This window comes from Paraburkholderia sp. 35.1 (assembly GCF_050436525.1).
Classification (GTDB): Bacteria; Pseudomonadota; Gammaproteobacteria; order Burkholderiales; family Burkholderiaceae; genus Paraburkholderia; species Paraburkholderia tuberum.
Genome location: NZ_JBNDMJ010000003.1, coordinates 2,904,272 through 2,930,727, shown reverse-complemented (window position 1 = coordinate 2,930,727; position 26,456 = coordinate 2,904,272). Strand labels below are relative to the sequence as shown.

22 protein-coding genes are annotated in these 26,456 nt (G+C 65.5%); 11 read left to right on the top strand and 11 right to left on the bottom strand.

What is annotated here, in order from left to right; genetic code table 11:
- Nucleotides 1–46: 46 nt before the first annotated feature.
- The 6 genes from OKW27_RS33655 to purT form a co-directional block, all read right to left on the bottom strand.
- Entirely contained in the window at nt 47–1,513 is a 1,467-nt protein-coding gene (locus OKW27_RS33655; RefSeq protein WP_429335998.1) for a DEAD/DEAH box helicase, read from the bottom strand.
- Nucleotides 1,514–1,887: 374 nt separating this feature from the next.
- Nucleotides 1,888–3,324 (bottom strand): aldehyde dehydrogenase family protein, encoded by a 1,437-nt coding sequence (locus OKW27_RS33650; protein ID WP_429335997.1) that lies wholly within the window; start codon nt 3,322–3,324, stop codon nt 1,888–1,890.
- A 32-nt stretch (nt 3,325–3,356) separates the two neighbouring features.
- Nucleotides 3,357–5,009 (bottom strand): acetolactate synthase large subunit, encoded by a 1,653-nt coding sequence (locus OKW27_RS33645; RefSeq protein ID WP_090803661.1) that lies wholly within the window; start codon nt 5,007–5,009, stop codon nt 3,357–3,359.
- 257 nt (nt 5,010–5,266) lie between these two features.
- Nucleotides 5,267–5,650, bottom strand: coding sequence for an MliC family protein (locus OKW27_RS33640; protein ID WP_429335996.1), 384 nt, complete (start codon nt 5,648–5,650; stop codon nt 5,267–5,269).
- Between the two features lie 136 nt (nt 5,651–5,786).
- Nucleotides 5,787–5,999 carry a DUF6726 family protein gene (locus tag OKW27_RS33635; RefSeq protein WP_429335995.1) on the bottom strand — a complete coding sequence of 71 codons (213 nt, stop codon included), beginning with the start codon at nt 5,997–5,999 and terminating at the stop codon, nt 5,787–5,789.
- A 105-nt stretch (nt 6,000–6,104) separates the two neighbouring features.
- Complete coding sequence (gene purT, locus OKW27_RS33630; protein ID WP_429335994.1) at nt 6,105–7,319, bottom strand: formate-dependent phosphoribosylglycinamide formyltransferase; 1,215 nt, start codon at nt 7,317–7,319, stop codon at nt 6,105–6,107.
- A 532-nt stretch (nt 7,320–7,851) separates the two neighbouring features.
- On the opposite strand from purT, the gene OKW27_RS33625 reads away from it, so the two are divergent.
- Together OKW27_RS33625 and OKW27_RS33620 are read left to right on the top strand one after the other, a co-directional pair.
- Nucleotides 7,852–8,388: an META domain-containing protein gene (locus tag OKW27_RS33625; protein ID WP_090803653.1), complete on the top strand. Its 537-nt coding sequence runs from the start codon at nt 7,852–7,854 to the stop codon at nt 8,386–8,388.
- A gap of 113 nt (nt 8,389–8,501) precedes the next feature.
- Complete coding sequence (locus tag OKW27_RS33620; protein ID WP_429335993.1) at nt 8,502–12,581, top strand: DNA translocase FtsK; 4,080 nt, start codon at nt 8,502–8,504, stop codon at nt 12,579–12,581.
- Nucleotides 12,582–12,685: 104 nt separating this feature from the next.
- Here the strand turns inward: OKW27_RS33620 and OKW27_RS33615 are convergent, their stop codons facing one another.
- The gene (locus tag OKW27_RS33615) at nt 12,686–14,077 is read right to left on the bottom strand and encodes a lactonase family protein (protein ID WP_429335992.1); all 1,392 of its coding nucleotides are present in this window, start codon (nt 14,075–14,077) and stop codon (nt 12,686–12,688) included.
- Between the two features lie 267 nt (nt 14,078–14,344).
- Here OKW27_RS33615 and OKW27_RS33610 point away from each other — a divergent pair, with 267 nt between their 5' ends.
- Entirely contained in the window at nt 14,345–14,497 is a 153-nt protein-coding gene (locus tag OKW27_RS33610; protein WP_013088853.1) for a DUF3096 domain-containing protein, read from the top strand.
- A gap of 317 nt (nt 14,498–14,814) precedes the next feature.
- Here OKW27_RS33610 and OKW27_RS33605 read toward each other — a convergent pair whose 3' ends face one another.
- Nucleotides 14,815–15,060, bottom strand: a complete 246-nt coding sequence (locus tag OKW27_RS33605) for a hypothetical protein (protein WP_090803648.1) — start codon at nt 15,058–15,060, stop codon at nt 14,815–14,817.
- 244 nt (nt 15,061–15,304) lie between these two features.
- Between OKW27_RS33605 and OKW27_RS33600 the strand changes: the two genes are divergently transcribed.
- Together OKW27_RS33600 and OKW27_RS33595 are read left to right on the top strand one after the other, a co-directional pair.
- Nucleotides 15,305–17,182 carry a glycoside hydrolase family 15 protein gene (locus tag OKW27_RS33600; protein ID WP_429335991.1) on the top strand — a complete coding sequence of 626 codons (1,878 nt, stop codon included), beginning with the start codon at nt 15,305–15,307 and terminating at the stop codon, nt 17,180–17,182.
- Nucleotides 17,183–17,361: 179 nt separating this feature from the next.
- On the top strand, nt 17,362–18,639 hold the full coding sequence (locus tag OKW27_RS33595; protein WP_090803645.1) for a polyhydroxyalkanoate depolymerase: 1,278 nt from the start codon (nt 17,362–17,364) through the stop codon (nt 18,637–18,639).
- A gap of 123 nt (nt 18,640–18,762) precedes the next feature.
- Here OKW27_RS33595 and OKW27_RS33590 read toward each other — a convergent pair whose 3' ends face one another.
- Nucleotides 18,763–19,395, bottom strand: coding sequence for a TetR family transcriptional regulator (locus tag OKW27_RS33590; RefSeq protein ID WP_013088849.1), 633 nt, complete (start codon nt 19,393–19,395; stop codon nt 18,763–18,765).
- Between the two features lie 240 nt (nt 19,396–19,635).
- Here OKW27_RS33590 and rsxB point away from each other — a divergent pair, with 240 nt between their 5' ends.
- The 3 genes from rsxB (at nt 19,636) to OKW27_RS33575 (ending at nt 21,808) form a co-directional block, all read left to right on the top strand.
- Entirely contained in the window at nt 19,636–20,541 is a 906-nt protein-coding gene (rsxB, locus tag OKW27_RS33585; protein ID WP_429335990.1) for an electron transport complex subunit RsxB, read from the top strand.
- A 43-nt stretch (nt 20,542–20,584) separates the two neighbouring features.
- A complete protein-coding gene (gene nth, locus OKW27_RS33580; RefSeq protein WP_187611024.1) occupies nt 20,585–21,229 on the top strand; it encodes an endonuclease III in 645 nt (214 codons plus the stop codon).
- 144 nt (nt 21,230–21,373) lie between these two features.
- The gene (locus OKW27_RS33575; RefSeq protein ID WP_018419890.1) at nt 21,374–21,808 is read left to right on the top strand and encodes a DUF1841 family protein; all 435 of its coding nucleotides are present in this window, start codon (nt 21,374–21,376) and stop codon (nt 21,806–21,808) included.
- A gap of 126 nt (nt 21,809–21,934) precedes the next feature.
- Here OKW27_RS33575 and OKW27_RS33570 read toward each other — a convergent pair whose 3' ends face one another.
- Nucleotides 21,935–22,315 (bottom strand): c-type cytochrome, encoded by a 381-nt coding sequence (locus OKW27_RS33570; protein ID WP_429335989.1) that lies wholly within the window; start codon nt 22,313–22,315, stop codon nt 21,935–21,937.
- 46 nt (nt 22,316–22,361) lie between these two features.
- Nucleotides 22,362–22,730, bottom strand: a complete 369-nt coding sequence (locus OKW27_RS33565; protein WP_090803639.1) for a c-type cytochrome — start codon at nt 22,728–22,730, stop codon at nt 22,362–22,364.
- 316 nt (nt 22,731–23,046) lie between these two features.
- Between OKW27_RS33565 and OKW27_RS33560 the strand changes: the two genes are divergently transcribed.
- The 3 genes from OKW27_RS33560 (at nt 23,047) to OKW27_RS33550 (ending at nt 26,390) form a co-directional block, all read left to right on the top strand.
- Nucleotides 23,047–23,889, top strand: coding sequence for an AAA family ATPase (locus OKW27_RS33560; RefSeq protein WP_090803635.1), 843 nt, complete (start codon nt 23,047–23,049; stop codon nt 23,887–23,889).
- A gap of 28 nt (nt 23,890–23,917) precedes the next feature.
- Nucleotides 23,918–25,093: a vWA domain-containing protein gene (locus tag OKW27_RS33555; RefSeq protein ID WP_184059454.1), complete on the top strand. Its 1,176-nt coding sequence runs from the start codon at nt 23,918–23,920 to the stop codon at nt 25,091–25,093.
- Between the two features lie 76 nt (nt 25,094–25,169).
- Nucleotides 25,170–26,390, top strand: coding sequence for a benzoate/H(+) symporter BenE family transporter (locus OKW27_RS33550; RefSeq protein WP_429335988.1), 1,221 nt, complete (start codon nt 25,170–25,172; stop codon nt 26,388–26,390).
- Nucleotides 26,391–26,456: the final 66 nt, after the last annotated feature.

Here is a 26,456-nt window from a genome sequence, read left to right as displayed (position 1 = left end):
TACGCTCGAGGCGTTGCACCCCGAGCTCTGAACCCGACAGCCCGTCTTACGACGACGAAGGCGTCTTCCTCGGCATTCCGAAGCCACCGAGCAACGCGGCCAGTGGCCGCTTCGGCGCCGTCTTTTGCGGCGCGGAGTTCGACGCGGCCGTCTCCTCGATCTTGAGCACCGATGCCGGCGACGGCTCGTACGGCTTCAGGAAGAAATCGTCGACCGGTTGCGCGCGATGATGATGCGCACGGTCATACGAACCCGACGCCCCGCCCGGGCGACGGCGGCTGCGCTCGTCGCGCGATTCGCTGCGCTCGCGGCGCGGCGGACGGTCCTCGTGATGATGGCGCACCGGCGCCTCGACGGACAGCCGCTGCAAGTCGAGCGGACGCTTGATCAGCTTCTCGATGTCGGCCAGTTGCTTGCGCTCGTTCGGGCTGCACAGCGACAGCGCGTCGCCCGATGCACCCGCGCGGCCCGTGCGGCCGATCCGGTGCACGTAGTCTTCGGCGTTGAACGGCAGGTCGAAGTTGATCACAGTCGGCAGTTCGACGATGTCGAGACCGCGCGCGGCGACATCCGTCGCGACGAGCGCCTCGACTTCGCCGCGCTTGAACGCATCGAGCGCCTGCATGCGCTCGCTCTGCGTGCGGTCGCCGTGAATCGCGGTCGCGACCACGCCGTCGCGTTCGAGACTGCGCGCGAGCCGGCTCGCGCCGATCTTGCTGTTGCAGAACACGAGCACCTGCTTCAGGCCACGCTCGCGGATCAGCTGCACGACCGCGCCGGTCTTGTCGCCCTCGGCGACTTCGTAGACGATCTGCGTGACATTGGTCGCGGTCGAGTTGCTGCGCGCCACTTCGATGGTCTGCGGGTTGCGCAGATACGTCGCGGCGAGCTTCTTGATTTCGCCCGAGAACGTCGCGGAGAACAGCAGCGTCTGGCGCTCTTTCGGCAGCAGGTTCAGGATGCGCTGCAGGTCGGGCAGGAAGCCCATGTCGAGCATGCGGTCGGCTTCGTCGAGCACGAGCATCTGCACCTGGCCCAGGTTCGCGGTTTTCTGCTGCACGTGATCGAGCAGACGGCCCGGCGTCGCGATCAGGATTTCGACGCCGCGGCGCAACTGGTCCGACTGCGGATTCATGTCGACGCCACCGAACACGACCGCGCTGCGCAGCGCCGTGTGCTTCGCGTACGCCTGCACATTCGCGGCGACCTGGTCGGCCAGTTCGCGGGTCGGCGTGAGGATCAGCGCACGGACCGGATGGCGCGCCGGCGACGCGCTCGTACTGGCCTGCGGCAGCAGACGCTGGATGATCGGCAGCGAGAAGCTCGCGGTCTTGCCGGTGCCGGTCTGCGCGGCGCCCATCACGTCACGGCCCGCCAGCACGACCGGGATCGCCTGCGCCTGGATCGGCGTGGGCGACGTGTAGCCCGATTCCTTGATGGCCTTCAGGATGTCGGGCGCGAGGCCGAATTGATCAAAAGTCTCGGTGCTGGGCGTGACGGCTGTGTCGGACATGGTGGCTTTCGCTAAAAAGGCGCGTGGCGCGATGCGCGCGGCAGCGGTCGGGACCGCGGAGGGCATCAGGATGAAGGCGGAGCCACGTCGTTCCGCGCGAGACCCGTCTGAGTTCGGATAATGCGGCCGGCTCCGGCTGGCGGAAGCATCCGCCGAAAGCCGAGTATTGTAGCACTTCAGCAAAAACGCTCGTGACGGCTGGCCGGCCGGCGGCTCGCGGCCGTTGCTTCGGTCGCAGCGTAGTGCGCACAGACGACAGTGGCGTGACAGCCGGGCACTTCGGCGGGCGGCACGCGGCGTTCGTCAGCCGTCCCCGCGCCCGCACCGGCCCCATTGCGAACGGTCGCCCGCCCCCGCTCACGTCAGCTCGCCCCTCACCACGTCTCGCGCATCACCATCAGCCGCATCTCGGTCATGTCCTCGATCGCGTAGCGCACGCCCTCGCGCCCGAGCCCCGAATCCTTGACGCCGCCATACGGCATGTTGTCGACGCGGAACGACGGCACGTCGTTGATCACGACCCCGCCCACTTCGAGCGCATCCCACGCGCGATGCGCATGCGCGAGCGAATCGGTGAACACGCCGGCCTGCAGGCCGAAGTCGCTGTCGTTGACCTGCGCGAGCGCCGCCTCGAAATCGTCGAAGCGCTCGAGTATCGCAACCGGTCCGAACGCCTCCTTGCGATACAGATCGGTGTCGCGCTTCACGCCTTCCAGCAGCGTCGCCTCGAACATCGCGCCGTCGACCTTGCCGCCCGCGACGATCTGCGCACCCGCCTGCACCGCCCCCTCCATCCAGCCAGCGAGCCGCCTCGCTTCCGATTCGGAGATCATCGGCCCGACGAAGGTCTTTTCGTTCTTCGGATCGCCCATCACGAGCGACTTCGTCTTCGCGATCAGCTTCTCGCGCAGCGCGTCGTAGACGCTCGTGTGCGCGAGAATCCGCTGCACGCCGATGCAGCTCTGCCCCGACTGATAGAACGCGCCGAACGCGAGCCGGTCGACCACGTAGTCGAGCTTGCCGCCCTGATCGCCATCGACGATCGCCGCCGCGTTGCCGCCCAGCTCCAGAATCACCTTCTTCTTGCCGGCTTTGCGCTTCAACTCCCAGCCGACCGCGGGCGACCCAGTGAACGACAGCAGCTTGAAGCGCTCGTCGGTCGTGAACAGGTCGGCGCCGTCGCGATGCGCGGGCAAAATCGAGAACGCGCCCTTCGGCAGATCGGTTTCCGCGAGAATTTCGCCCATGATCAGCGCACCGACCGGTGTGCGGCTCGCCGGTTTCAGCACGAACGGCACGCCGGCCGCGATCGCCGGCGCGACCTTGTGGGCGGTCAGGTTCAACGGAAAATTGAACGGCGAGATGAACGAGCACGGCCCGATCGGCACGCGCTTCACATAGCCGTGATACCCGTTCGCGCGCGGCGAAATCTGCAGATTGACGATCTCGCCGTCGATCCGCACGCTCTCCTCCGCGGCGACCTTGAACGTATCGATCAGGCGCGTGACTTCGCCCTTCGAATCGTTGATCGGCTTGCCCGCCTCGATGCACAGCGCGAGGGCGAGTTCGTCGTAGCGCTCGCGAAAGCGCTTCACGCAGTGCTCGAGCACCGCCTGGCGCTTGAACGGCGGGTAGGCGCGCATGGCGGGCATCGCATCGACCGCCAGGCCGATCGCCTTGTCGATCGCGGCCGCGTCGGCCATTGCGACGCGCGTGGCGACTTCGCCGCTGAATTTGTCGGTGACTTCGAGATCGGTGTTGGCGGCCACCGGCTCGTTGGCCAGGTAGTACGGATAGGTTTTCTGCAACATGTCGCACTCTCCTTGATTCGATGCACGGATGCTCAAAGCCGCGCGGACAGCCGCTTGATCTCGCGATTGAGCACGCGCTCGTTGTCCGAATAGTCGATCGGCACGTCGATCACGTGCACGCCGGGCGTCGCGAAGCACTCGCGCAACAGCGGCGCGAACTGCTCGGCCGCCTCGATCCTATGCCCCTGCGCGCCATAACTCTGCGCATAGGCGACGAAATCCGGGTTCGCAAGCGTCATGCCGTAGTCCGGGAAGTTCATGTTCTCCTGCTTCCAGCGGATCATGCCGAACGCGTCGTCGCGCAGAATCAGGATCACCAGATCGAGCTTCAGCCGCACCGCCGTTTCGAGTTCCTGCGAGTTCATCATGAAGCCGCCGTCGCCGCACACGGCGATCACCTTGCGCTCCGGATGCACGATCTTGCTCGCGATCGCCGACGGCAGCCCCGCGCCCATCGACGCCAGCGCGTTGTCGAGCAGCAGCGAATTCGGCTCGTGCGCGCGGTAGTAGCGCGCGAACCAGATCTTGTACATGCCGTTATCCAGACACACGATGCCGTCGACCGGCGTGGTCTCGTACACGTCGTTGACGATCCGCACCGGGTACATCGGAAAGCGGTCGTCGTGCTGGCCCTTCACCAGATGCGCCTCGAAGTGCTCCTTGATCTCCTTGAAACGCGTGAAGTCCCAATGCTCCTGACGCGTCTTCAGGCTCTCCTTGAGCTGCCACACCGCGTTGGCGATATCGCCGACCACTTCGATCTGCGGGAAATACACCGGATCGACTTCGGCGCCGAGGAAGTTCACGTGGATCACGGTCTTCTCCCCCGCCTCGCCGCTGCGCATGAAAAACGGCGGCTTTTCGATCACGTCGTGACCGACGTTGATGATGCAGTCGGCGTGCTCGATCGCTCGGTGCACGAAATCGCCGTCGGAGAGCGTCGCGTTGCCGAGCCACATCGGATGCGATTCGTCGATCACGCCCTTGCCCATCTGCGTGGTGAAAAAGGGAATGCCGATCTGGTCGACGAACTCGCGCAGCATCTTCGTGGTGGTTTTGCGGTTGCCGCCCGCGCCGATCATCAGCAGCGGATGCTTCGCGGCGGTGATCGCCTCGACCGCGCGCGCGACCGCTCTCTCCTCGGCGACCGGACGGCGGCTGTAGCTCTTCGGAATCGGCTTGCCGTCGCCCTCTTCGTGCGCGACGTCCTCGGGCAATTCGAGGTGGGTGGCGCCGGGCCGCTCCTCCTCGGCGCGGCGCACCGCCTCGCGCACCGTCGCCGGAATGTTGCCGATCGACACGATCTGCCGTGTGTACTTGGTGAGCGGCTCCATCATCCGCACCACGTCGACGATCTGGAAGTGCCCCTGCTTGCTCGATTTGATCGGCTTCTGGCCCGTGACCATCAGCATCGGCATCCCGCCCAGCTGCGCGTAGGCGGCCGCGGTCACGAAGTTGGTCGCGCCGGGGCCGAGCGTCGCCAGACATACTCCCGTGCGGCCGGTGAGCCGCCCGTAGGTGGCGGCCATGAAGCCGGCCGCCTGCTCGTGGCGCGTGAGGATCAGACGGATTTTCGAGCGGCGCAGCGACTCCAGCAGATCGAGATTTTCTTCACCGGGGATGCCAAACACATACTCGACACCTTCGGCTTCCAGCGATTTGACGAACAGGTCCGATGCTTTCATTGAGGGTCTCGCTTGATGACTCGGGGAACGGACAATCGAAGACGACAACGACGGCTGCGCGCGAAACACCGCTCCGCGCGCGCGGCATGGCAAACGGCATGGCGAACGCCATGCCGGACAGCTTACTACTCGAACGGAAACGATGCGCGCGAGCCCACGGGGCGGCGCGGGGGACAGGAAGCCAGGCGCGAGAAGAAGCAGGCGGCGGTCGGGGGTGAAGCCGCCGCATGCGGTGCACGTGTCCGCCGATCAGCAAATCAGCGAATCACGGTCACGCAGTCGGAGAGAATCGGCGGCGCATTTTCGCCGCTCGTCAGGTCGTACAGGTTGGCGCGCGGACCCTTGGTCCACCACGTATAGCTGCCGGCCTGGTACTTCGCACCGGACGCCGAGATCGTGTTGACGAACAGCATCGACGCGCCTTTCACCGGCAGCACGGCGAAGCTCTGGCCGTTCCGCGCGTTCCAGTAGGTGACTTGCAAGATCTTGCCGGTCGCGCAGGTGTATTTGCGCGTCTGATGGTTCTTGCCCTCAATGTGCTTGAATTGCAATGGCGCGGCCGATGCGCCGCCGGAAGATGCCGCCAGCCAGGCCACCGTCGATGCTGCTGTCGTGAGGATTGCAACACGCCATGTCTTCATCGAATACCTCGATTGTTGCGGGGGTCAGGCAGGGAGGGCAGCACCGGCCGCGACGCCGGTCACAGCCGAGCCACGGCCGAGTCACGGCCGAGTCACAGGCAGCTCATGGGCGATTCACGGACAGCTCAACGACGCTTCAAGGATCGATCACGCCGGCACACGCATCGGTCGGCGCAGCGGCGACGTGGCCGACCACCGGCACGATCTTCAGTCCCGCCGAAGCGATCCGGCACGGCGCGGCCGCGAGCCCGCAGCCGCTGATGCCGGCGCTCAGCGCGAACGCCACGCCGAGTGCGCCGACCCAGCGAAGCGCGCCGCGCCATGGATTGCTGCGAGTTTCAAGCGCCATACGATCCTCTACTCCGATCTCTTTGCTTCGATAAACCAGAAACGAATGCGGAGCTCTTTCGTGTGCGTCCCGCACACTTTTGCGCCGCGCCTCGCCGCCTGCCCGTTAGTTCGCCGACACCGGCCGCACCGCGGCCGCCGCCTGCCTGGCACGCGAGCGCGCTTCCCCGATGTTCTCGCCGGTCGCGAGCGCGACGCCCATGCGACGTTTGACGAAGCTTTCCGGCTTTCCGAACAGGCGCAGATCCGCATTGGGCACTGCAAGTGCGGCCGCGACGCCTTCGAACGCGATGCCGGCCTCGTCGCGACCGCCGTAAATCACCGCCGACGCGCCCGCCGCCCGCGGCGACGTATCGACCGGCAGGCCGAGGATCGCGCGCGCATGCAGCTCGAACTCCGAGAAGCGCTGCGAGCACAGCGTGACGAGCCCCGTGTCGTGCGGACGCGGGCTCACTTCCGAAAACCATACGTCGTCGCCGCGCACGAAAAGTTCCACGCCAAACAGGCCGCGGCCGCCGAGCGCCGCCGTCACCTTGTGCGCGATCTCGCGCGAACGCTCGAGCGCGCGCGGGCTCATCGGCTGCGGCTGCCACGATTCGACATAGTCGCCCGCGACCTGCACGTGGCCGATCGGATCGCAGAAGTACGTGCCGACCGCGCCGCTCGCCGGGTCGATCGCGCGCACGGTGAGCTGCGTGATTTCGTATTCGAAGTCGATGAAACCCTCGACGATCACGCGCCCGAAATTCACGCGGCCGCCCGCCATCGCGTACTGCCAGGCGGGTTCGACGTCGGCGTCGCTGCGCAGCACCGACTGCCCCTTGCCCGACGACGACATCACCGGTTTCACTACGCACGGATAGCCGACCTTCGCGATGCCCGCGCGCAGCTCGTCGAGCGAATCGGCGAATGCGTACGGCGAGGTCGGTAGGCCAAGCTCCTCCGCAGCGAGGCGGCGGATGCCTTCGCGGTTCATCGTCAGTTGGGTGGCACGCGCGGTCGGGATCACCTCGGCGAGCGCCTCGGTTTCGATCGCGGCGAGTTCGTCGGTGGCGATCGCCTCGATTTCGGGGACGATCAGATGCGGGCGCTCCTGCTCGACCAGCGCGCGCAGCGCGGCGCGGTCGGTCATGTCGATCACATGCGCGCGATGCGCGACCTGATGGCCCGGCGCGTTCGGGTAACGGTCGACGGCGATCACTTCGACGCCCAGCCGTTGCAGCGCGATGATCACTTCCTTGCCGAGTTCGCCGGCGCCGAGCAGCATCACGCGCGTCGCGGATTCAGAAAGGGGCGTGCCGATCCGTTGGCCGATCTGCATGGGAACTCCAGATAAAAGTCGGGATGAGGGTGGGATTGGATAGACCGCGATGTTAACATGCGGGCCCCTTGCCGCGCGGCGCTCAGGGTGCGCTTTGGGTGCGCTCGCGAGGCCGTGGCGGTCGAGCGGAACCGTGCCGCCGCGTCGACGTTCGCAGCCGCGATCACGTCACCGCGAGCATCGCTCGCGCACGACAAGCTTAGGGTCCGTTTACATATGGAACGCACGTGCGAATGCCCGCTATCGGCCGCAGGGCAAGGAGTAAGGAGCGCTGCGTGGCCGCGCCACGTGAGCGACGCACGACGCCGCCATGCGGCCGATAGCGGGCATTCCCCTGGAATGGAATTCAGAACTGGGGTTGCCGCGAGAAGGGCCGCTCGCTGCGTCATGCTCCTTGCGAATACGTCGAGTATTCGCGGCGTCGCAATCCTTGCGAGCGGCCCTTCTCGCGGCAACGCACGTGCGTTCCATATGTAAACAGACCCTAGTACGTTACCCTTACGCCTTCGCCAGTTTGAACAGGAACGACGCCATGCTCATCCGCTCCCGCCCGCGACCTCTTGCGCGCATCATTCCGTGCCTGCGCACGGCCGTCGCCGCGTTGAGCATCGCCGCGCTGCTCGGTGCCTGCGCGATCCCGAAGCATCCGGACTCGTCGGCGCCGCCGCCTGATCCGTTCAATCCCGCCGCCGTGCAACTGCTCGACGACACCAGCTGGGTGTTGAGCTCGTGGAAGAACGCCGACGGCACGGCGCGCGCGGTGCCGTCGAAGGATCAGAAGCCGCTCACGCTGACGTTGTCGACCGAAGGCGGCCGGCGTCACGCGAGCGGCTTTTCCGGTTGCAACCGCTTCATGGGTTCGTACATGCTGAAGGACGGCAAGCTGAGCTTCGGTTCCCTCGCCGGCACACGCATGGCGTGCGTCTCGCCGGGCGGCGACATCGAGAAGCCGTTCCTCGATGCGCTCGAGCGCATCGATCGCACCGGCGTGCAGATGCGAGCGCCGCAGCAGATGCAGCTAATCCTCGACAACGGCGACACCCTGATTTTCGATCGCAGCGATAAGTGATGCGAGTTTGCGCCGCGTTCGGGATTTGCGCCGGCCTTCGAAGCCGCGCGCTGCGCCGTTTAAACTCGACGGATTGCGCTTCTCGCGCGCTCCGTCATTCGTAGATGTCTGGTATGCACACGGTAGTTTTCGGCTGGTTCGGCGGGTCGGCCGGCTGGTTCATTCCTCTTTTGTGGCGCCTCGTGAAGTCGATGCTGCCGGGCGGCGCGGGTCTGCGCGGCCCCGGCACGATCCGGCTGTGGCTCGGCTTCGTCTGCGTGCTGATCGCGAGTTGCACGCTCGAGGGCTCGCTGATCGGCGTTGCCGGCATCAATGGTTTCGGTCATGCGCTCGCCGCGGGGCTTGGACATCTGCTCGGCCATGTCGGCACGCCGCTCGCGGCGCTCGCGCTGCTCGTGATCAGCCTGCCGTGGCTCGTCGACTTCCGCTGGAGCGACGTCGCCGTTTGGGCCGACGGCGCGTTCGGCCTCGGTCTGTCGCGGGGACTCGCGAAGCGCGACGAGGATGCGCGCCGCCACCGCAGCGTCGACGACGGCGCGCCGTCGCATGTGTCGCCTGCTACCAACACGATGGCGCCACGCAATAACAAGGGTCGCTACGCGCGGCCGACGGTGTGGCGTCCGCCCGCGAGCGGGCGCGGCGCGGGCTCCGCCGCTGCTGCCGGCACCGCGGCGGCTGGCATCGCGGTTAGCAAGGACGCTTCCGCCCGTGGCGCCGGCGCAAGCGGGCGAGCCGATGCGGCCGCTGACGCGGCGCGCGGGCCGGTCAAGCAGACCGAGCCGGTGCTACGGACGGGGTCGAGCGCGTCGCCGCGCCCGGCAACGTCGACGGCAACGCAGGCGCTGCATGCGGACAAGGCTGCGGACAGATCCGCCGCACCATTCGTGCCGGCCGAGCCGGTCGCGCCGGCCGGCTGGCTGCGCACCACGGAGCCGCGCGCGGCGACGGCGGCGGCATCGCTGGGTGCGGCGGGTGCATCGGGCATGTCGGCTCGTGATGGCGCTGCGCAGGTCGGGCGGCGTTCGGTCGGAGATCAGCGTGCGGCCGCGTCGTTCGGCTCCAGTGCCGCGTTGGCGGCGACGGCCGCCAACGCGGCCGGCGTGTCGGCGCGAGCGGCACAGGCAATGGCGGGCCGCGCCGCCGCCTCGGGCGCCGGTATCGGCATCACAGCGGGATCGATGAATGCCGCGGGCCGCGCAAGCCGCCCGTCGTCGCTGCCACGTCCGGCCGACGGCAGCGCGCCGCTCAATCGCGGCGCGACCCCGCGTCAACCGTTCCCGGCCGCTTCGCGCGCCAATAGCGTCACCTCGCCGTCGACGGTGCGCCGGCCTACACCGAACTTCACTGGAACGACGACGAACGCGTCGACGGTCGCGCCGCCCGCGAGCGTCGAGGAAACGCTGCGCAGCATCGCGGAAAACGCCGCGCGCTGGACCGACATGGCCGGTGTGAGCCTGGCGCGCAGCCGTGGCGCCGATAGCACGAAGATTGGCGATGCAGAGCGTGCGTCGACGACGTTCGATGTGCCACCGGCGCAGCGGGACGTGCTACCTGTCGAAAACGGCGAGACGGTTGCGGCGCCGCAGGCGCAGAGCGTGGAGAGTTCGGCGCGGATGGTGTCGCCGGCGCAGTCGCAGCAAGAAACCGCATCGGTCGAGTTGCCGGCTGAGCGTGCGGTGGCCGAGTCCGAGAGGTCGGTCGAGGGCGGCAACGAAGCGGTTGCGCAATGGCCGACCGAACCGCCCGTCATTCATGCGCCGCTTACGGCTGCGCCGCAGACGACGACTGCAACCGAGTCGGTGGCCGACGTGGCTGCTGCGGCTGTCGAATCCGCGGTTGTCGAGCCATCGGCATCCGCTGTGGCTGAGCCTGCCGCCACCGAACCCGCCGCAAGCGCGCCGCAACATGAGTCGCCGACGGCGACGCCATTCGAGCGCTTCGCAGCCAGCCTACGGGACGATGCTTCGCAAGAAGACGCACCGGCGGTTCAAAACGATTCGACGCAGACAGCAACCAACACCAGCGTCCCGGAATCGCAGGGGGAGGAATCCGCGCGAACCGTCGAACCGGCCACCGCCGACACCGCGACGCCTCCGCAAGCGCGGGCTCCGGCAGCCGAAATCGTCATCGACAAGACGCTCGTGCCTTGGGAGAGCAAGCTCGCCCCCGCCGCGGCTCAACGCGCGGCCGCGTCAGCGGACTCGCCGCAGACGGAGGCCGCCGCGCCGTCGAGCGCAAGCGTGCCGCCGTGGTCCGGCGCGACGGTCTCGGAACTCGCCAGCGAAAGTGCGCAGTCAGGTGAGCCCGCGACGTCGCACGCCCCTGCCCTGCCCGCTGTGAAGGAGCCCGCGAACACCACCGCAAACGACTCGCCGTCGTCGACTTCGACGAGTGCGGCGAATCTCGCTATGCCGGCAACCGCACCGGCCGTCGTCTCGAACGTAGTCCGTTTCCCGGGCTTCGCCGCGCCGGCGACCAGCATCGAGCCTTCGGTCGGCGCAAGCGCAACGCCTGCCGCGAACACGCCGGCCGCCGAACCGTCGCCGGCTCCGTCGCCGGCTCCGTCGCCGGCTCCGTCGTCTTCGCCCGCGCTAACACCGCAACCGCAGGTCCAATCCGCCGACCAACCCACTGCCGAGCCCGCCGCCCGCCCGCCGCTGCCCGGCCACGCGCCGGTCAACGGCTTCGAGTTCCATGCGCCGGCCGCATCGATGGTCGAACTGCCGACGCTCGATCTGCTCGCCCCCGCCGATGCCGACATCGAACCGATCCCGGATGAAAAGCTCCGCGAAACCGGCCTGCTGATCGAGCAGCGCCTGCAGGAATTCAAGGTGCCGGTGATGGTGGTCGGCGCATCGGCGGGTCCGGTCATCACACGCTTCGAAGTCGAACCGGCGCTCGGCGTGCGCGGCAGCCAGATCGTCGGTCTGATGAAGGACCTGTCGCGCGGTCTCGGTCTCACGTCGATCCGCGTGGTCGAAACGATTCCGGGCAAGACCTGCATGGGCCTCGAACTGCCGAACGCGAAGCGCCAAACGATCCGCCTCTCGGAAATTCTCGAGGCGAGCGTCTACCAGAACTCGCACTCGCGACTCACGCTTGCGATGGGCAAGGACATCACCGGCCATCCCGTCGTCGCCGATCTCGCGAAGGCGCCGCACATGCTGGTGGCCGGCACGACCGGCTCGGGCAAATCGGTCGCGATCAACGCGATGATCTGCTCGCTGCTGTTCAAGGCGACGCCAGAGGAAGTGCGCCTGATCATGATCGACCCGAAGATGCTCGAACTTTCGGTTTACGAAGGGATTCCGCATCTGCTCGCGCCGGTCGTCACCGACATGAAGCTCGCGGCCAACGCGCTGAACTGGTGCGTCGGCGAAATGGAAAAGCGCTACCGGCTGATGTCGGCCGTCGGCGTGCGCAATCTCGCCGGCTTCAACCAGAAGATCCGCGACACCGAGGCGAAGGGCAAGAAGCTCGGCAACCCGTTCTCGCTGACGCCCGATGCGCCCGAGCCGCTGGCGCCGCTGCCGCTGATCGTCGTCGTCATCGACGAACTCGCCGACCTGATGATGGTCGCCGGCAAGAAGATCGAGGAGCTGATCGCGCGGCTCGCGCAGAAGGCGCGCGCGGCCGGCATCCACCTGATCCTCGCGACGCAGCGGCCATCCGTCGACGTCATCACCGGTCTCATCAAGGCGAACATTCCGACGCGCGTCGCGTTCCAGGTGTCGTCGAAGATCGACTCGCGCACGATTCTCGACCAGATGGGCGCCGAGTCGCTGCTCGGCCAGGGCGACATGCTGTTTCTGCCGCCGGGCACCGGCTACCCGCAGCGCGTGCACGGCGCGTTCGTCGCCGACGAGGAAGTGCATGCGATCGTCGAATATCTGAAGCAGTTCGGCGAGCCACAATACGAGGAAGGCATTCTCGACGGCCCGGCCGCCGATGGCGGCGCGGCCCAGGACCTGTTCGGCGAAGCGCCGGATGCGGAAGCCGATCCGCTGTATGACGAAGCAGTCGCGTTCGTCGTACGCACGCGGCGCGCCTCGATCTCGTCGGTGCAGCGGCAGTTGCGCATCGGCTATAACCGCGCGGCGCGGCTCGTCGAGCAGATGGAGACGGCCGGCCTCGTGTCGGCGATGAGCATCAACGGCAGCCGCGAAGTGCTGGCGCCGGGGCCGGCGGAATGAGCGCCCGGTGAATCGCTAACCGGGTCGGCGATGATCCGGAAGAAAAAACGGACAGCCTCAGGATGTGAGCTGTCCGTTTTTCATTTACCCGCGCGTGCCGCGCATCACGACGGTGATACCAGCTTGAAGTCGACCGGCGAGCCGAGATCGAAATGCTGCTTCGGATTCGGATCGAGCAGCCCCGTCTGCGGATCGCGCTTGAACACATAGACCGTGTCGCTCAGCTGATTGCCGACGATCAGCCAGTTGCCGGTCGGATCGATGGTGAACTCGCGCGGCGATTTGCCGAGGCTCGACTGCCGGCCGATCTGCTTCAGGTGTCCGGTGGCGGGATCGACCGAGAAGATCACGATCTCGTTCGCGTCGCCGCGATTGGACGCATACACGAAGCGTCCGTCCGGCGACATATGGATCGCCGCGGCGCCCACCTTCCCTTTGAAGTCAGGCTCGCTCAATGGCAGCGTCTGCACGAGCTTCAGCCTGCCGTCGTGGTAGTCGAACGTGCTGACGGTCGCCGCGAGTTCGCTCGTCAGATACGCGTGCTTGCCGTCCGCGCCAAAGATCAGATGGCGCGGACCCGTGCCGGCCTTCTGCTGCGTGTAGCCCCAGTCCGTCGCGATGAATGGACCCGCGCCGGCGCTGCTCTGCGGCGCGTAGCGGTACGAGTACAGCTTGTCGGCGCCGAGGTCCTGCGCGAACAGATAGCGGCCGTCAGGCGAGAACACGGTCGAATGCACGTGCGAGTTGTCCTGCCGCCCTTTCACCGGACCGCCGCCCTCGTGATGCACGGTCTGCACCGAGGTGCCGACCTGGCCGTTCGCCTGCAGCGGAAACACCGCGAAACTGCCGCCCGGATCGGGCGCGACCGAATAGTTCGCGCCCAGCAGATACTTGCCGTCCGCCGAGATGCTCAGATAGCACGGATCATTGCCGTCCGACGACACCTTGTTCAGAAACGTCAGTTGCCCGCGCGCGGCATCGAAGCCGAACGCGCTGATCCCGCCGCGCTGCGTGGCCGGGCCGTTGTCACCGGGCAGTTCGTTGACCGAATAGACGAAGCGGCGGTCGCGGCTCACGACCAGAAACGACGGATTGACCGTCTGCGCGACCGACACCTGGGTCGCCGCGCCGGTCTTCGTATCGAAGCGAAAGACGTAGATGCCCTCGCTCTTGCCGCTGGTGTAAGTACCGACCAGCAGCGTATAGACGCCGTCCGCGGGGACCGGGCCAGAATCTTGCGCATACGCGTGCGAAGCAACAATCGAAACCATGAGCGCGAAACCTCTTATTATCGAACGGGCGGCCCGCAACGGCGTTGGCCGCGTTGCGCGCCGGGCGGTGCTTTCCGCCGTGCAATCCACGGCAGATGGAGCGGCGCGGTCAGCGCCACGCGGACGGGAACCCTGAAAGGCAACACTGGCAAGAACAGAAGTAAAAACGGAAGTCGGAACTGGGCGCACGGCAATACGCCCGACGGCACGGCGACTGTGAAGCATGAGACCTCCTCGACATCGGTTGTCTGGTACGGGCTCGCGTATGAGCCGGGGTACGAGCGGTTGTAACGGTGTCTGGTCTGCCGCGCCGCGAATCGAGCGTCGTTCCACGTTGTTGTTGTCGAAGTCAGTATAAGAGCGTCAGGTCGGATCATGCAGTGAATCCATCGCTGCGGCACGGTCTGCGCCAGCGGCTTGGGTCCCGCGCGGCGGGACGTTTTTCAATCGTTTCCTCAATCGCGCATCACGCGTCTCAACCACGGAGTCTCCATGAACGTCACTCTCAGCCTGGGCCCGCTCGTTTCGCTGATCGCCGGCATCCTGATCCTGATCATGCCGCGCCTGTTGAACTACATCGTCGCGCTTTACCTGATCATCATCGGCATCATCGGGATCTTCGGCGTGGGCTCGTCGCATCTGTGAGCGACAGGTGCCACGACGCCGGGCGCGAGATTTGCGTCCGGTATCGAGGTGGTTTCGCACGAAGGGAAGGTTCGCTGGGTGCCAGCGCCACTCGCCGGTGTGAGAGCGCGGCAAATGTCACGCCGTGACATATGCGGGAAGCGGGTATCGCGTGCAAGATTGACGCGCGCGACACCCGCGCCACGCGAACGATCGACCTGACGCGACGCGGCGTGAAGATACGGATAGGAAATGGGAAGGCGCGGTACGAAGGGATGCGGCGAATGGCCGGCGCGGATACGCCAGGAACCTGCGCTACGAACGCTCGGCCCTACCGCTCAACCGTTCGCCAGCTGTTCGAGCCGCAGGCGCCCCTGCAACGACAGCGCGCCGACCGCATAATGATCGGCATCCTGCTGATAGCGCCGGAAGCAGGCCCGCTCGACCAGGAAGGAGGCGGCAGCCAGCATGCCGTTGCGGCTCAGGCCGAGCCGGCCATGATCGAGTGGCAACATGGAGTCGCCGGCAAGCTGGCTGGCGGCCGAGAGAATTGTGATGCAATCGGATTTCGAAGGGTTCAGCATGGCTTTCGTCCTCGGAAACGGCGTCTGCAACCGCCATGAGCAAGGCCGATTCGCAGTCCGGCAGGTCGCCGAACATCGGCATGAAATTTAATTGTATGCATGGATTTGACAATTTTCCAACCCGCGTTTTGCCGCACTGTGCGGTGAACCAAACACTGCCGATCGTGGTCCGGTAATAACGCCCACTCGAAGCGCGGCTGCTGTGGCCGTCCGTAATAACGACTCGTTTTCCGACACGCTTCCCATGCCTGCACACATCGAAGACTACGCACTCATCGGCGATGGCCATACCGCCGCGCTCATCTCCCGCGAGGGTTCCGTCGACTGGCTCTGCTGGCCGCGCTTCGACTCGGGCGCCTGCTTCGCCGCGCTGCTCGGCTCGCCCGACAACGGCCGTTGGCTGATCGCCCCCGCCAGCGAGGGCGAGCACGGCGCGCCGACCATCACGCGGCGCTATCGCGGCGAAACGCTGATTCTCGAAACCGACTTCGAAACGCCCGAGGGCGCCGTCACGCTGATCGATTTCATGCCGCCCGGCAACGGCTGGTCGGAGCTGATCCGCATCGTCGTCGGCAAACGCGGCACCGTGCGCATGAAGATGGAACTCGTGCTGCGCTTCGACTACGGCTTCTCGATTCCGTGGGTCGACAAGCTCAAGCACGACAGCGGCATCAAGGCGATCGTCGGCCCCGACAACGCGGTGCTGCGCACGCCGGTCGAACTGCACGGCGAAGACATGAAGACCATCGCGGAATTCACGGTAACCGAGGGCGAGCGCGTGCCGTTCTCGCTCGCGTACGCGGCGTCGCATCTGCGCATTCCGCCCGCGCGCGATCCGCACACGTCGCTCGCGCGCACCGAGAACCACTGGCTCGAATGGGCGGCGCGCGGCACCGTCGAAGGACGCTGGGCCGGGCCGATCCGCCGCTCGCTGATCACGCTGCGCGCGCTCGCCTACGAGCCGACCGGCGGCATCGTCGCGGCGCCCACCACGTCGCTGCCCGAGCGGCTCGGCGGCACGCGCAACTGGGACTACCGCTACTGCTGGCTGCGCGACGCGACCATCACGCTGCTCGCGATGATGCGCGGCGGCTACTACGACGAAGCGCGCGCCTGGCGCAGCTGGCTCGGCCGCGTGATGGCGGGCGCGCCGGACCAGTTGCAGATCATGTACGGCATCGGCGGCGAGCGGCGCCTGCCCGAATCCGAAATCGACTGGCTGCCCGGCTACGAGGGCGCGAAACCGGTGCGCATCGGCAACAATGCGGTCGGGCAGCGTCAGCTCGACGTCTACGGCGAGGTGATGAACGCGCTGCATCTGGCGCGCGTCGGCGGCCTGCAGGCGGACGTCACCGCGTGGAGCGTGCAGCGCGCGCTGCTCGAGCACCTGAGCACGATCTGGCGCGAACCCGACGAAGGCATCTGGGAGACGCGCGGCGGCCCCGAGCATTTCACGTTCTCGAAGGTGATGGCGTGGGTCGCGTTCGACCGCGCGATCCGCTCGGCCGAAATGTTCAAGCTCGACGGCCCCCTCGACGAATGGCGCGCGACGCGTGACACGATCCACGCCGAGGTCTGCGAGAAGGCGTGGAATCCGCAGCTCAACGCGTTCTCGCAGTACTACGGCAGCGATCAGCTCGACGCGAGCGTGCTGCTGATGCCGCTGGTCGCCTTCCTGCCGCCGCAGGATCCGCGCATCAAGGGCACGGTCGAGGCGATCGAGCGGAACCTGATGCACGGCGGCTTCGTGCTGCGCTACCGCACCACGGAATACGACGACGGCTTGCCACCGGGAGAAGGCACCTTTCTTGCGTGTTCGTTCTGGATGGTGGATAACCTTGCTCTACAGGGACGCGTGCAGGAAGCAACCGAGATGTACGAGCGGCTGCTCGCGCTGTGCAACGACGTCGGCCTGCTGTCCGAGGAGTACGACCCGGTCGATAAACGTCTCGTCGGCAATTTTCCGCAGGCGTTCTCCCACGTTGCGCTCGTGAACACCGGACTGAACCTGATGAAGCACGAGCAGGAGATGGCGCAGGCGACCGGCCATCCGGCGCGCGCGATGGAGCTTGAGGTTCAGGCAAGCCCTGATAGCGGCGGAGCAGCATCGCCATTAGCATGACGCAGTGACAATTTGCGTACACTGAATGCGAATATTGTTGCATTGCACAAATTTACCTTATTCGATATTATCGATCTGACTGTCGGCCGACAATAATGTGCCTACAACCACAATGGCCCGCCGCAACGCCTCACGCGTGTTTGCGAAGCCCCATGCGAACCGCTTAAAACGGAGCAAACATGCTCTATCAATTTCATGAATTCCAGCGGGCGATGTTGAGCCCCCTCACCGCCTGGGCTCAGGCCGCATCGAAATCATTTGCGAATCCGGCCAGTCCGCTAGCGTATGTTCCGGGCGCCACGCGCCTTTCCGCCGGCTACGAACTGCTTTACCGGCTCGGCAAGGACTACGAAAAGCCCGAGTTCAATATTCACCAGATTGTCAAAGACGGCCATAACATTCCGATCGTCGAGCAGACGTTCATCGAAAAGCCGTTCTGCCGTCTGATGCGCTTCAAGCGCTTCGCGGACGACAGCGAAGCTGTCAGCCAATTGAAAGACGAACCGGTCGTGCTCGTCTGCGCACCGTTGTCAGGACACCACGCCACACTGCTACGCGATACCGTGCGCACGTTGCTGCAAGACCACAAGGTCTACATCACCGACTGGCTCGACGCGCGCATGGTGCCGCTAGAAGCCGGCTGGTTCGGTCTGAACGACTACATCGCGTATATCCAGGAATTCATTCGCCATATCGGCGCGAAGAATCTGCACGTGATCTCGGTGTGTCAGCCGACCGTGCCGGTGCTCGCCGCCATTTCGCTGATGGCGAGCCGCGGCGAGGACACGCCGCGCACGATGACGATGATGGGTGGCCCGATCGACGCACGAAAGAGCCCGACCTCGGTCAATTCGCTAGCCACGCAGCACTCGTACGAGTGGTTCGAGAACAACGTGATCTTCACGGTGCCGCCGAACTATCCCGGCGCGGGCCGCAAGGTCTATCCCGGCTTCCTGCAGCACACCGGTTTCGTCGCGATGAATCCGGAGCGTCACGCGGCGTCGCACTGGGATTTCTACCAGAGCCTGCTGCGCGGCGACGAGGACGACGCCGAAGCGCACCGCCGCTTCTACGACGAGTACAACGCGGTGCTCGACATGGATGCCGATTATTACCTCGACACGATCCGCGTCGTGTTCCAGGAGTTCCGTCTTGCCGAGGGCACGTGGGTCGTCAACGGCGAACCGGTGCGGCCGCAGGACATCACGACGACCGCGCTGTTTACGATCGAAGGTGAACTCGACGACATTTCGGGCGACGGCCAGACTTACGCGGCGCACGACTTGTGCAGCGGCATTCCGGCGAAGAACAAGCGTCACTTCACTGCGGAGAAATGCGGCCACTACGGCATTTTCTCGGGCCGCCGCTGGCGCACGATCATTTACCCGCAATTGCGCGACTTCATTCTCGAGCACAACAAGGCAGCAAAAACGGCGAAAGAAAAAGTCGAAGCCTGAGCATCAAACTTGCACTAGCATATAAAAAGCCAACGGTCCCGTTCGAGGCCGTTGGCTTTTTTATCGCGCTTTGTTCGTGATACTGATTTTTTGCCACGGCCATGATCACCGCGGCACTGCCCGTTACTTTCTCAACAAATACGCGAGCAGCAGTTCGGTATTCATCTGAATCACCTCGCTGCGTTCGGCGGCGCTGCTGAAATCGCGGCCGAGCGTCGCCTCGAGCGTGAAACGGTTCGACACGATGTAGTAGCCCATGCCCGAGAGCGTCACGTAAAAGCGCAGCGGGTCGATGTTCGTGCGAAACAGCCCCGCGCGCTGCCCACGTTCGAGAATGCCGCCGAGCGTGGCGACGATCGGCGAGATCATTTCGCGTATGCGCGTGGACTTCTGCATATAGCGTGCTTCATGCAGATTCTCGTTGTTGATGAGCCTCAACAACTCGGGATGATCGCGGTAGTAGTCCCACACGAAATGCGCGAGGCGCGTAACCGCCTCGACCGGCGCGATTCCGTTGAGTTCGAGCGTGCGTTCCGCTTCGTTGAGCGCGCTGAACGCGTGCTCGAGTACCGCGGTGAATAGCTGCTCCTTGCTACCGAAGTAGTAATAGAGCATTCGTTCATTGGTTTCCGCGCGGCGAGCGATCTGATCGACCCGCGCGCCGAACAGCCCTCCATTTGCAAACTCTTCCGCCGCCGCGAGCAAGATGCGGCGCCTCGTGCCTTCAGGATCTCTTTTGATTTTCGGCTGATTCATGGTGGCATCGTCTTCGTGAGCCGCGTTCTCCGGATCGCGCCGCCGGCCTCTCCTCGAGCCTTTTTGTGGCGGCGTTTAGCGGGCGCGTCATGGTTGGGAAACACACCCTTTTCTGCGGTCTTTCGAATGAAGCGCTTCGATTATGGCACATGGATTGCGAATGGCAATCCGGGAAATCGGCGATAATGTGCTATTTAGTTCAGGTCGTGCGATCGCACGGCAAACCCCCGCGCCGCAACCGTGACAGACGTCAAAACACTCGCGGATCGCATCGAAGATCTGCTGCCTCAAACGCAATGCACGAAGTGCGGTTATCCCGCATGCCGTCCGTATGCCGAAGCCGTCGCCAATGGCGAGGCGAACTATAACCAGTGCCCGCCCGGCGGCGCCGAGGGCATCGCGCGCCTCGCCGCGCTGCTCGGCAAACCGGTGATTCCGCTCAATTCGGCCAATGGCGTCGAACGTCCGCGTCCGTTGGCGGTTATCGACGAACAGGTGTGCATCGGCTGCACGCTGTGCATGCAGGCGTGTCCGGTCGACGCGATAGTTGGCGCACCGAAACAGATGCACACCGTGGTCGCCGAGCTATGCACCGGCTGCGACCTGTGCGTGCCGCCCTGCCCGGTCGACTGCATCACGATGCTCCCCGTGACCGGCGAGGCCACCGGCTGGGATGCATGGAGCCAAAGCCACGCGGACGCGGCGCGGGCGCGTCATAACCGCCACGAGACCCGTCTCGCGCGCGAGCGCGACGCCGCCGAAGCGCGCGCTGCGGCGCGGCGAGCCGCAAGCGCGCCGCCGGCTGCGCCGGACGCGGTTGCTGCAAGCGGCGCGACAGTGCCGTCCGAGGCTCCCGCCGCCCCGATTGCGGACGACGCGGAAGCGAAGAAACGCGCGATCATCCAGGCCGCGCTCGAACGCGCGCGCAAGAAGAAGGAAGACTTGGCCGCGAAAGGCGAGGGACCGCTGAACACCGAGAACGTCAGCGCCGACGTGCAGGCACAGATCGACGCCGCCGAAGCGCGCCGCCGCCGTCTCGGTCTTGCCAGCGGTGGCGACACGCCCGGCTCGGAACAGCAGTCCGACGAGTCAAAGGAGTCAAACGAGTCCAATCCACCGTCCAACTCACCGCCAACCGCGCGCTGACCACGCCGACGCAACCAGGCCCACTCACACGGACCCGCTCCGCATGAACGCGAACAAACGCCGCGCGATCTACGAAACGCTTCAGAGCCTCAATCCGCATCCGACCACCGAGCTCGAGTACACGACGCCGTTCGAACTGCTGATCGCGGTGCTGTTGTCGGCGCAGGCGACCGACGTGTCGGTCAACAAGGCGATGCGCAGGATGTTTCCGGTCGCGAACACGCCGCAGAAGGTGTTCGACCTCGGCGAGGAAGGTGTCGCGAGCTATATCAAGACGATCGGTCTGTATCGCACGAAGGCGAAGAACGTGATCGCGACCTGCCGCATTCTGCTCGACCGGTATGGCGGCGAGGTGCCGGAGGATCGCGAGGCACTCGAAGGGCTGCCCGGTGTCGGCCGCAAAACGGCCAACGTGATCCTGAACACCGCATTCGGCCATCCGACCATCGCGGTCGACACGCACATTTTCCGCGTCGCCAACCGCACCGGCCTCGCGCCCGGCAAGGACGTGCGCGCGGTCGAAGCGGCACTCGAAAAATTCACGCCCGCCGAATTCAGGCAGGATGCGCACCACTGGCTGATCCTGCATGGACGCTACGTGTGCAAGGCGCGCCGCCCCGAATGCTGGCATTGCGCGATCGAGCCGCTGTGCGAGTTCCGGCCGAAGACCCCGCCACCCGATCTATAAGGCCGGCCCAGCTCGAAACCCGAGGCCGTGCAGCGCGCCTGCAGCCCACGCGGCCGCCGCGTAAAATAGTGCCTTACGCGCAGCGCGCACTGCGGACCCGCACCGTCGCGCTCCGCGTCTCCACTCCCACGCACCGGTTCCACGATGTTCAATCCCAGCCGCGACGAAGTTCGCCTCTTTTTCACCGACACCTGGCGCAAACAACGCCAGGGCGAGATTTTGACGCCGCTCGAGGCGATCGCCGCCGACTGGATCGTCGAGCATCCCGAATATCACGCCGATCTCGCCGATGGTCCCGCCGCCCAGGCGCAGGACTATTCGCCGGAGCGCGGCCAGACCAATCCGTTCCTGCACCTGTCGATGCACCTGGCGATCTCCGAGCAGTTGTCGATCGATCAGCCGCCCGGCATTCGAGCCGCGCATGAGCGGCTCGCCGCGCGCCTCGGCTCGACGCACGAGGCGCAGCACGCGATCATGGACTGCCTCGGCGAAACCATCTGGGAAGCGCAGCGCACCGGCACGCCGCCGGACACGGACGCGTATCTGCAGCGCATCGAACGGCGCGCGACGCGCGACTGAGGCGACTGGAAACGCCGGCGCGGCACGACGCCAGCACGCCGAGGTACGACGCCCTCAAAGCAAAACACCCCGCCAAGGCGGGGTGTTTTGCTTTTGAAGCTTCGGCGCGAAACCGGCGCCTGACGCTTACTTTTTCTGCACGAGGTCGCCTTTTAGCGATTCGATGTAAGCGGCGATGTCCTTCATGTCACTTAGCGACAGGCTCTGCACCTGTGCCTGCATGATCGCGTTGTTGCGGCCGAGGTGTGGATTGGCAGTACCCATCTGGTACTGACGCAGCGCCCAGAAGACATAGTCGGCGTACTGACCGGCCAGCTTCGGATACTCCGGGCTCACCGGCTTGTTCAGGTTGGGACCGTGGCAGGCCGCGCAGTTGTGGCTGGCGGCGAGCACCTTACCGTTGCCGGCGTCGGCAGCGTGTGCTGCGTTCGCTGCGGCCAGACCGATGACCGCCGCCGCGCCGACCGCCTTGAATACCGTGTGGAGTGCCTGTTGGGGCTTGATCATGAAATCTCCTATCCCGCGAATTGGATGTGCTGGTGACCGACGCCGATCACTTGTCGGGATTGTTTTTCGAAGCGGCAGTTTGCGCTGCGTAGTACGCGGCGACATCGGCAATGTCCTGATCCGACAGCGTCACCGCGATCGCATGCATCGTGGCGAAATGGCGGTCGCCCTTCTTGTAGGCGCGCAGCGCGTTTTCGAGGTACGCCTGATTCTGGCCACCAAGCTTCGGCACGCGGAAAACCTCTGGATAAGCCGTGCGGTATTCGGGGATGCCGTGGCAGCCGCTACACATCGCGACCTTGTCCTGGCCCGCCTTGGCATTGCCTACGACATCCGCTGCCTGCGCATTGGCCGCATACCCCGCGAGCACCGACAGCGCTGCGATCACGACGTGTTTGCCGACGAATTTATTCATAGATGTAACCTGGCTTGAGGGGAAACGGGTGCCCACAAAGGCAGCGGTCCGCGCCGTTCTTCTTGTAGGGTAGCCACGCAGGCCAAAAAAATCGGGCTCATTGTACCGCGCCGCCGCGCCGAACGTCCACCAGACACGGGGGCCGCGCAACGCCCGCCGGGACGCGCGCCACGCCATGACCGCGGCGGCTTCGCAACGACGCCACAGCGGCACCGCCGCCGCGTCACTGCGCGGCTGACACCATACGTGAGCCGGTTTCAGGCCAACAGGCCTTCTGACTTATACTGGGTTTTTTCCCGCACAAGAGCATCTCGTCATGCGTTTCGAAGGCTCATCGCAGTACGTCGCCACCGACGACCTCAAGCTCGCGGTCAACGCCGCGATGACGCTCAAGCGTCCGCTGCTGATCAAGGGCGAACCCGGCACCGGCAAGACCATGCTCGCCGAGGAAGTCGCCGCCGCGCTCGGCATGCCGCTCTTGCAATGGCACATCAAGTCGACCACCAAGGCACAGCAGGGGCTGTACGAATACGACGCGGTGTCGCGTCTGCGCGATTCGCAGCTCGGCGACGAGCGCGTGAAGGACATCCGCAACTACATCGTCAAGGGCGTGCTGTGGCAGGCGTTCGAATCGGACGAGCAGAGCGTGCTGCTGATCGACGAGATCGACAAGGCCGACATCGAATTCCCGAACGACCTGCTGCGCGAACTCGACCGCATGGAGTTCTACGTGTACGAGACGCGCGAGCTGGTGCGCGCCAGACATCGCCCGCTCGTGATCATTACGTCGAACAACGAGAAGGAGTTGCCCGACGCGTTCCTGCGCCGCTGCTTCTTCCACTACATCAGGTTTCCGGATGCGACGACGATGCAGCAGATCGTCGACGTGCATTACCCCGGCATCAAGAAGGATCTGCTCGCCGCGGCGCTGCAGAGCTTCTTCGAGCTGCGCAACGTCGCGGGGCTGAAGAAGAAGCCGTCCACCTCCGAACTGCTCGACTGGCTCAAGCTGCTGCTCGCCGAAGACATTCCGCCCGAAGCACTGCGCTCGGCCGATCAGAAGCAGATCGTGCCGCCCCTGCACGGCGCGCTGCTGAAGAACGAACAGGACGTGAGCCTGTTCGAGCGGCTGCTGTTCATGAACCGCAACAACCGTTGAGCGGGCGCCGCGCCGCAGGACATCCAGCATGCTGATCGACTTTTTCTACTCGCTGCGCGCCGCCCGCCTGCCGGTCTCGGTGAAGGAATACCTGACGCTGCTCGAAGCGCTGAAGGCCAACGTGATCGCGCCGTCGCTCGACGAGTTCTACTACCTCTCGCGCATCACGCTCGTGAAGGACGAGCAGTACTTCGACAAGTTCGACCAGGCGTTCGGCGCCTTTTTCAACGGTGTCGCGGCGACCTCGGAGCTCGCGTTCGAGATTCCGCCCGACTGGCTGAAGAAGAAGCTGCAACGCGATCTATCGCCCGAGGAAAAGGCGCAGATCGAGGCGATGGGCGGCATCGACAAGCTGATGGAGCGCCTGAAGGAACTGTTCGACGAGCAGAAAGAGCGCCACGAGGGCGGCAACAAGTGGATCGGGACGGGCGGCACGTCGCCGTTCGGTCACGGCGGCTATAACCCCGAAGGCGTGCGCATCGGCGGCGACGCGGCCGGCAATCGCACGGCCGTCAAGGTATGGGAAGCGCGCGCGTATCGCGACTACGACGACCAGGTCGAAATCGGCACGCGCAACATCAAGGTCGCGCTGCGACGGTTGCGCCGGTTCGCCCGCGAAGGCGCCGCGGAAGAACTCGACCTGCCCGACACGATCCGCAGCACCGCCGCGAACGCCGGCTGGCTCGATCTGAAGATGGTGCCCGAGCGGCACAACAACGTGAAGGTGCTGATGCTGCTCGACGTCGGCGGCTCGATGGACGATCACGTGAAGCGCACCGAGGAGCTGTTCTCCGCCGCGAAGGCCGAGTTCAAGCACCTCGAGTTCTACTACTTCCACAACTGCGTGTACGACTTCCTGTGGAAGCACAACCGCCGCCGCCACGCCGAGCGCACACCGACGTTGGACGTGCTGCACAAGTTCACGCCCGACTACAAGCTGATCTTCGTCGGCGACGCGACGATGAGCCCATACGAAGTGTTGCAGCCCGGCGGCTCGGTCGAGTACAACAACGCCGAGGCCGGCGCGGTGTGGTTGCGCCGGCTCGCCGATCACTTCCCGCACTTCGCGTGGCTGAACCCGGAGCCGGAAGCGCTGTGGCCGTACCGGCAGTCGGTCAGCGCGATCCGCGAAGTGCTGGGCCACCGCATGTATCCGCTGACGCTCGCGGGCCTCGAGACGGCCATGCGGGTGCTGAGCAAGTAACGCCCGCCCAAGTAACGCCCGCCATTCCAGAATCCACGTCCCGACGCTTCAACTTCCACAACAAGAAAGCCTTCGCATGAGTTCGTCCCCCTCGCCCCAACTGTCCCCCGCCGCCACGTCGCCCAGGCGCTTCAATCCGCTCGCCGATACGTCGCTGTCGACGATCGTCGCGGGCTTCGTCGCGGCGATGACCGGTTACACGAGCTCGCTCGTGCTGATGTTTCAGGCGGGCCAGGCCGCGCATCTGAGCGACGCGCAGATTTCGTCGTGGATCTGGGCGCTGTCGATCGGCATGGGCCTGTGCACGATCGGCCTGTCGCTGCGCTTTCGTGCGCCGATCGTGATCGCGTGGTCGACGCCGGGCGCGGCGCTGCTGGTGTCGTCGCTGCCGCATGTCGAGTATGCGCAGGCGATCGGCGCATTCATCTTCTGCGCGGCGCTGCTGACGCTGGTCGGCGTCACCGGCTGGTTCGACGCGCTGATGAAGCGGATTCCGTCCGGCCTTGCGGCAGCGCTGCTCGCGGGCATCCTGTTCGAGATCGGCATCGAGATTTTCCGTGCCGCGCAGTACCAGACCGCGCTCGTGCTGACGATGTTCTTTACCTACCTGATCGTCAAACGGTTCGTGCCGCGTTATGCGATTCCGACCACGCTCGTGGCAGGCACCGCAGCCGCCGGCGGCCTCGGGCTGCTCGACTTCAGCCACTTTCACGTCGCGCTCGCGCACCCGGTGCTGACGATGCCGTCGTTTTCGGTGGCGGCTTGCGTGAGCATCGGCATTCCGCTGTTCGTGGTCGCGATGGCCTCGCAGAACGTGCCGGGCATCGCGGTGCTGCGCGCCGACGGCTATACCACCCCGTCCGCGCCGCTGATCGCGACGACCGGCGTCGCGTCGCTGCTACTCGCGCCGTTCGGTTCTCACGGCATCAATCTTGCCGCGATCACGGCGGCGATCTGCACCGGCCCCGAAGCGCACGAAAACTCCGCCAGGCGCTACACAGCGGCCGTATGGGGCGGCATTTTCTATCTGCTCGCGGGCGTGTTCGGCGCGACGATCGCCGCGCTGTTCGCGGCGTTCCCGAAGGAGTTGGTCGTGTCGGTCGCGGCCCTCGCGCTGTTCGGCTCGATCATGAGCGGGCTCGCCAACGCGATGCAGGATACGAGGCAGCGCGAGGCGGCGCTCGTCACGTTCATGGTGACCGCCTCGGGACTCACGCTGCTGTCGATCGGCTCGGCGTTCTGGGGGCTCGTCGCGGGCGTGGTGACGCAAGTCGTGCTGAACGCGCGCCGCGTGTGAACGGATCGCCACGCCCGGCTGTCCATACGCGGTGTTCATACCGTCCTCGGCGATCCGCCATAGAAT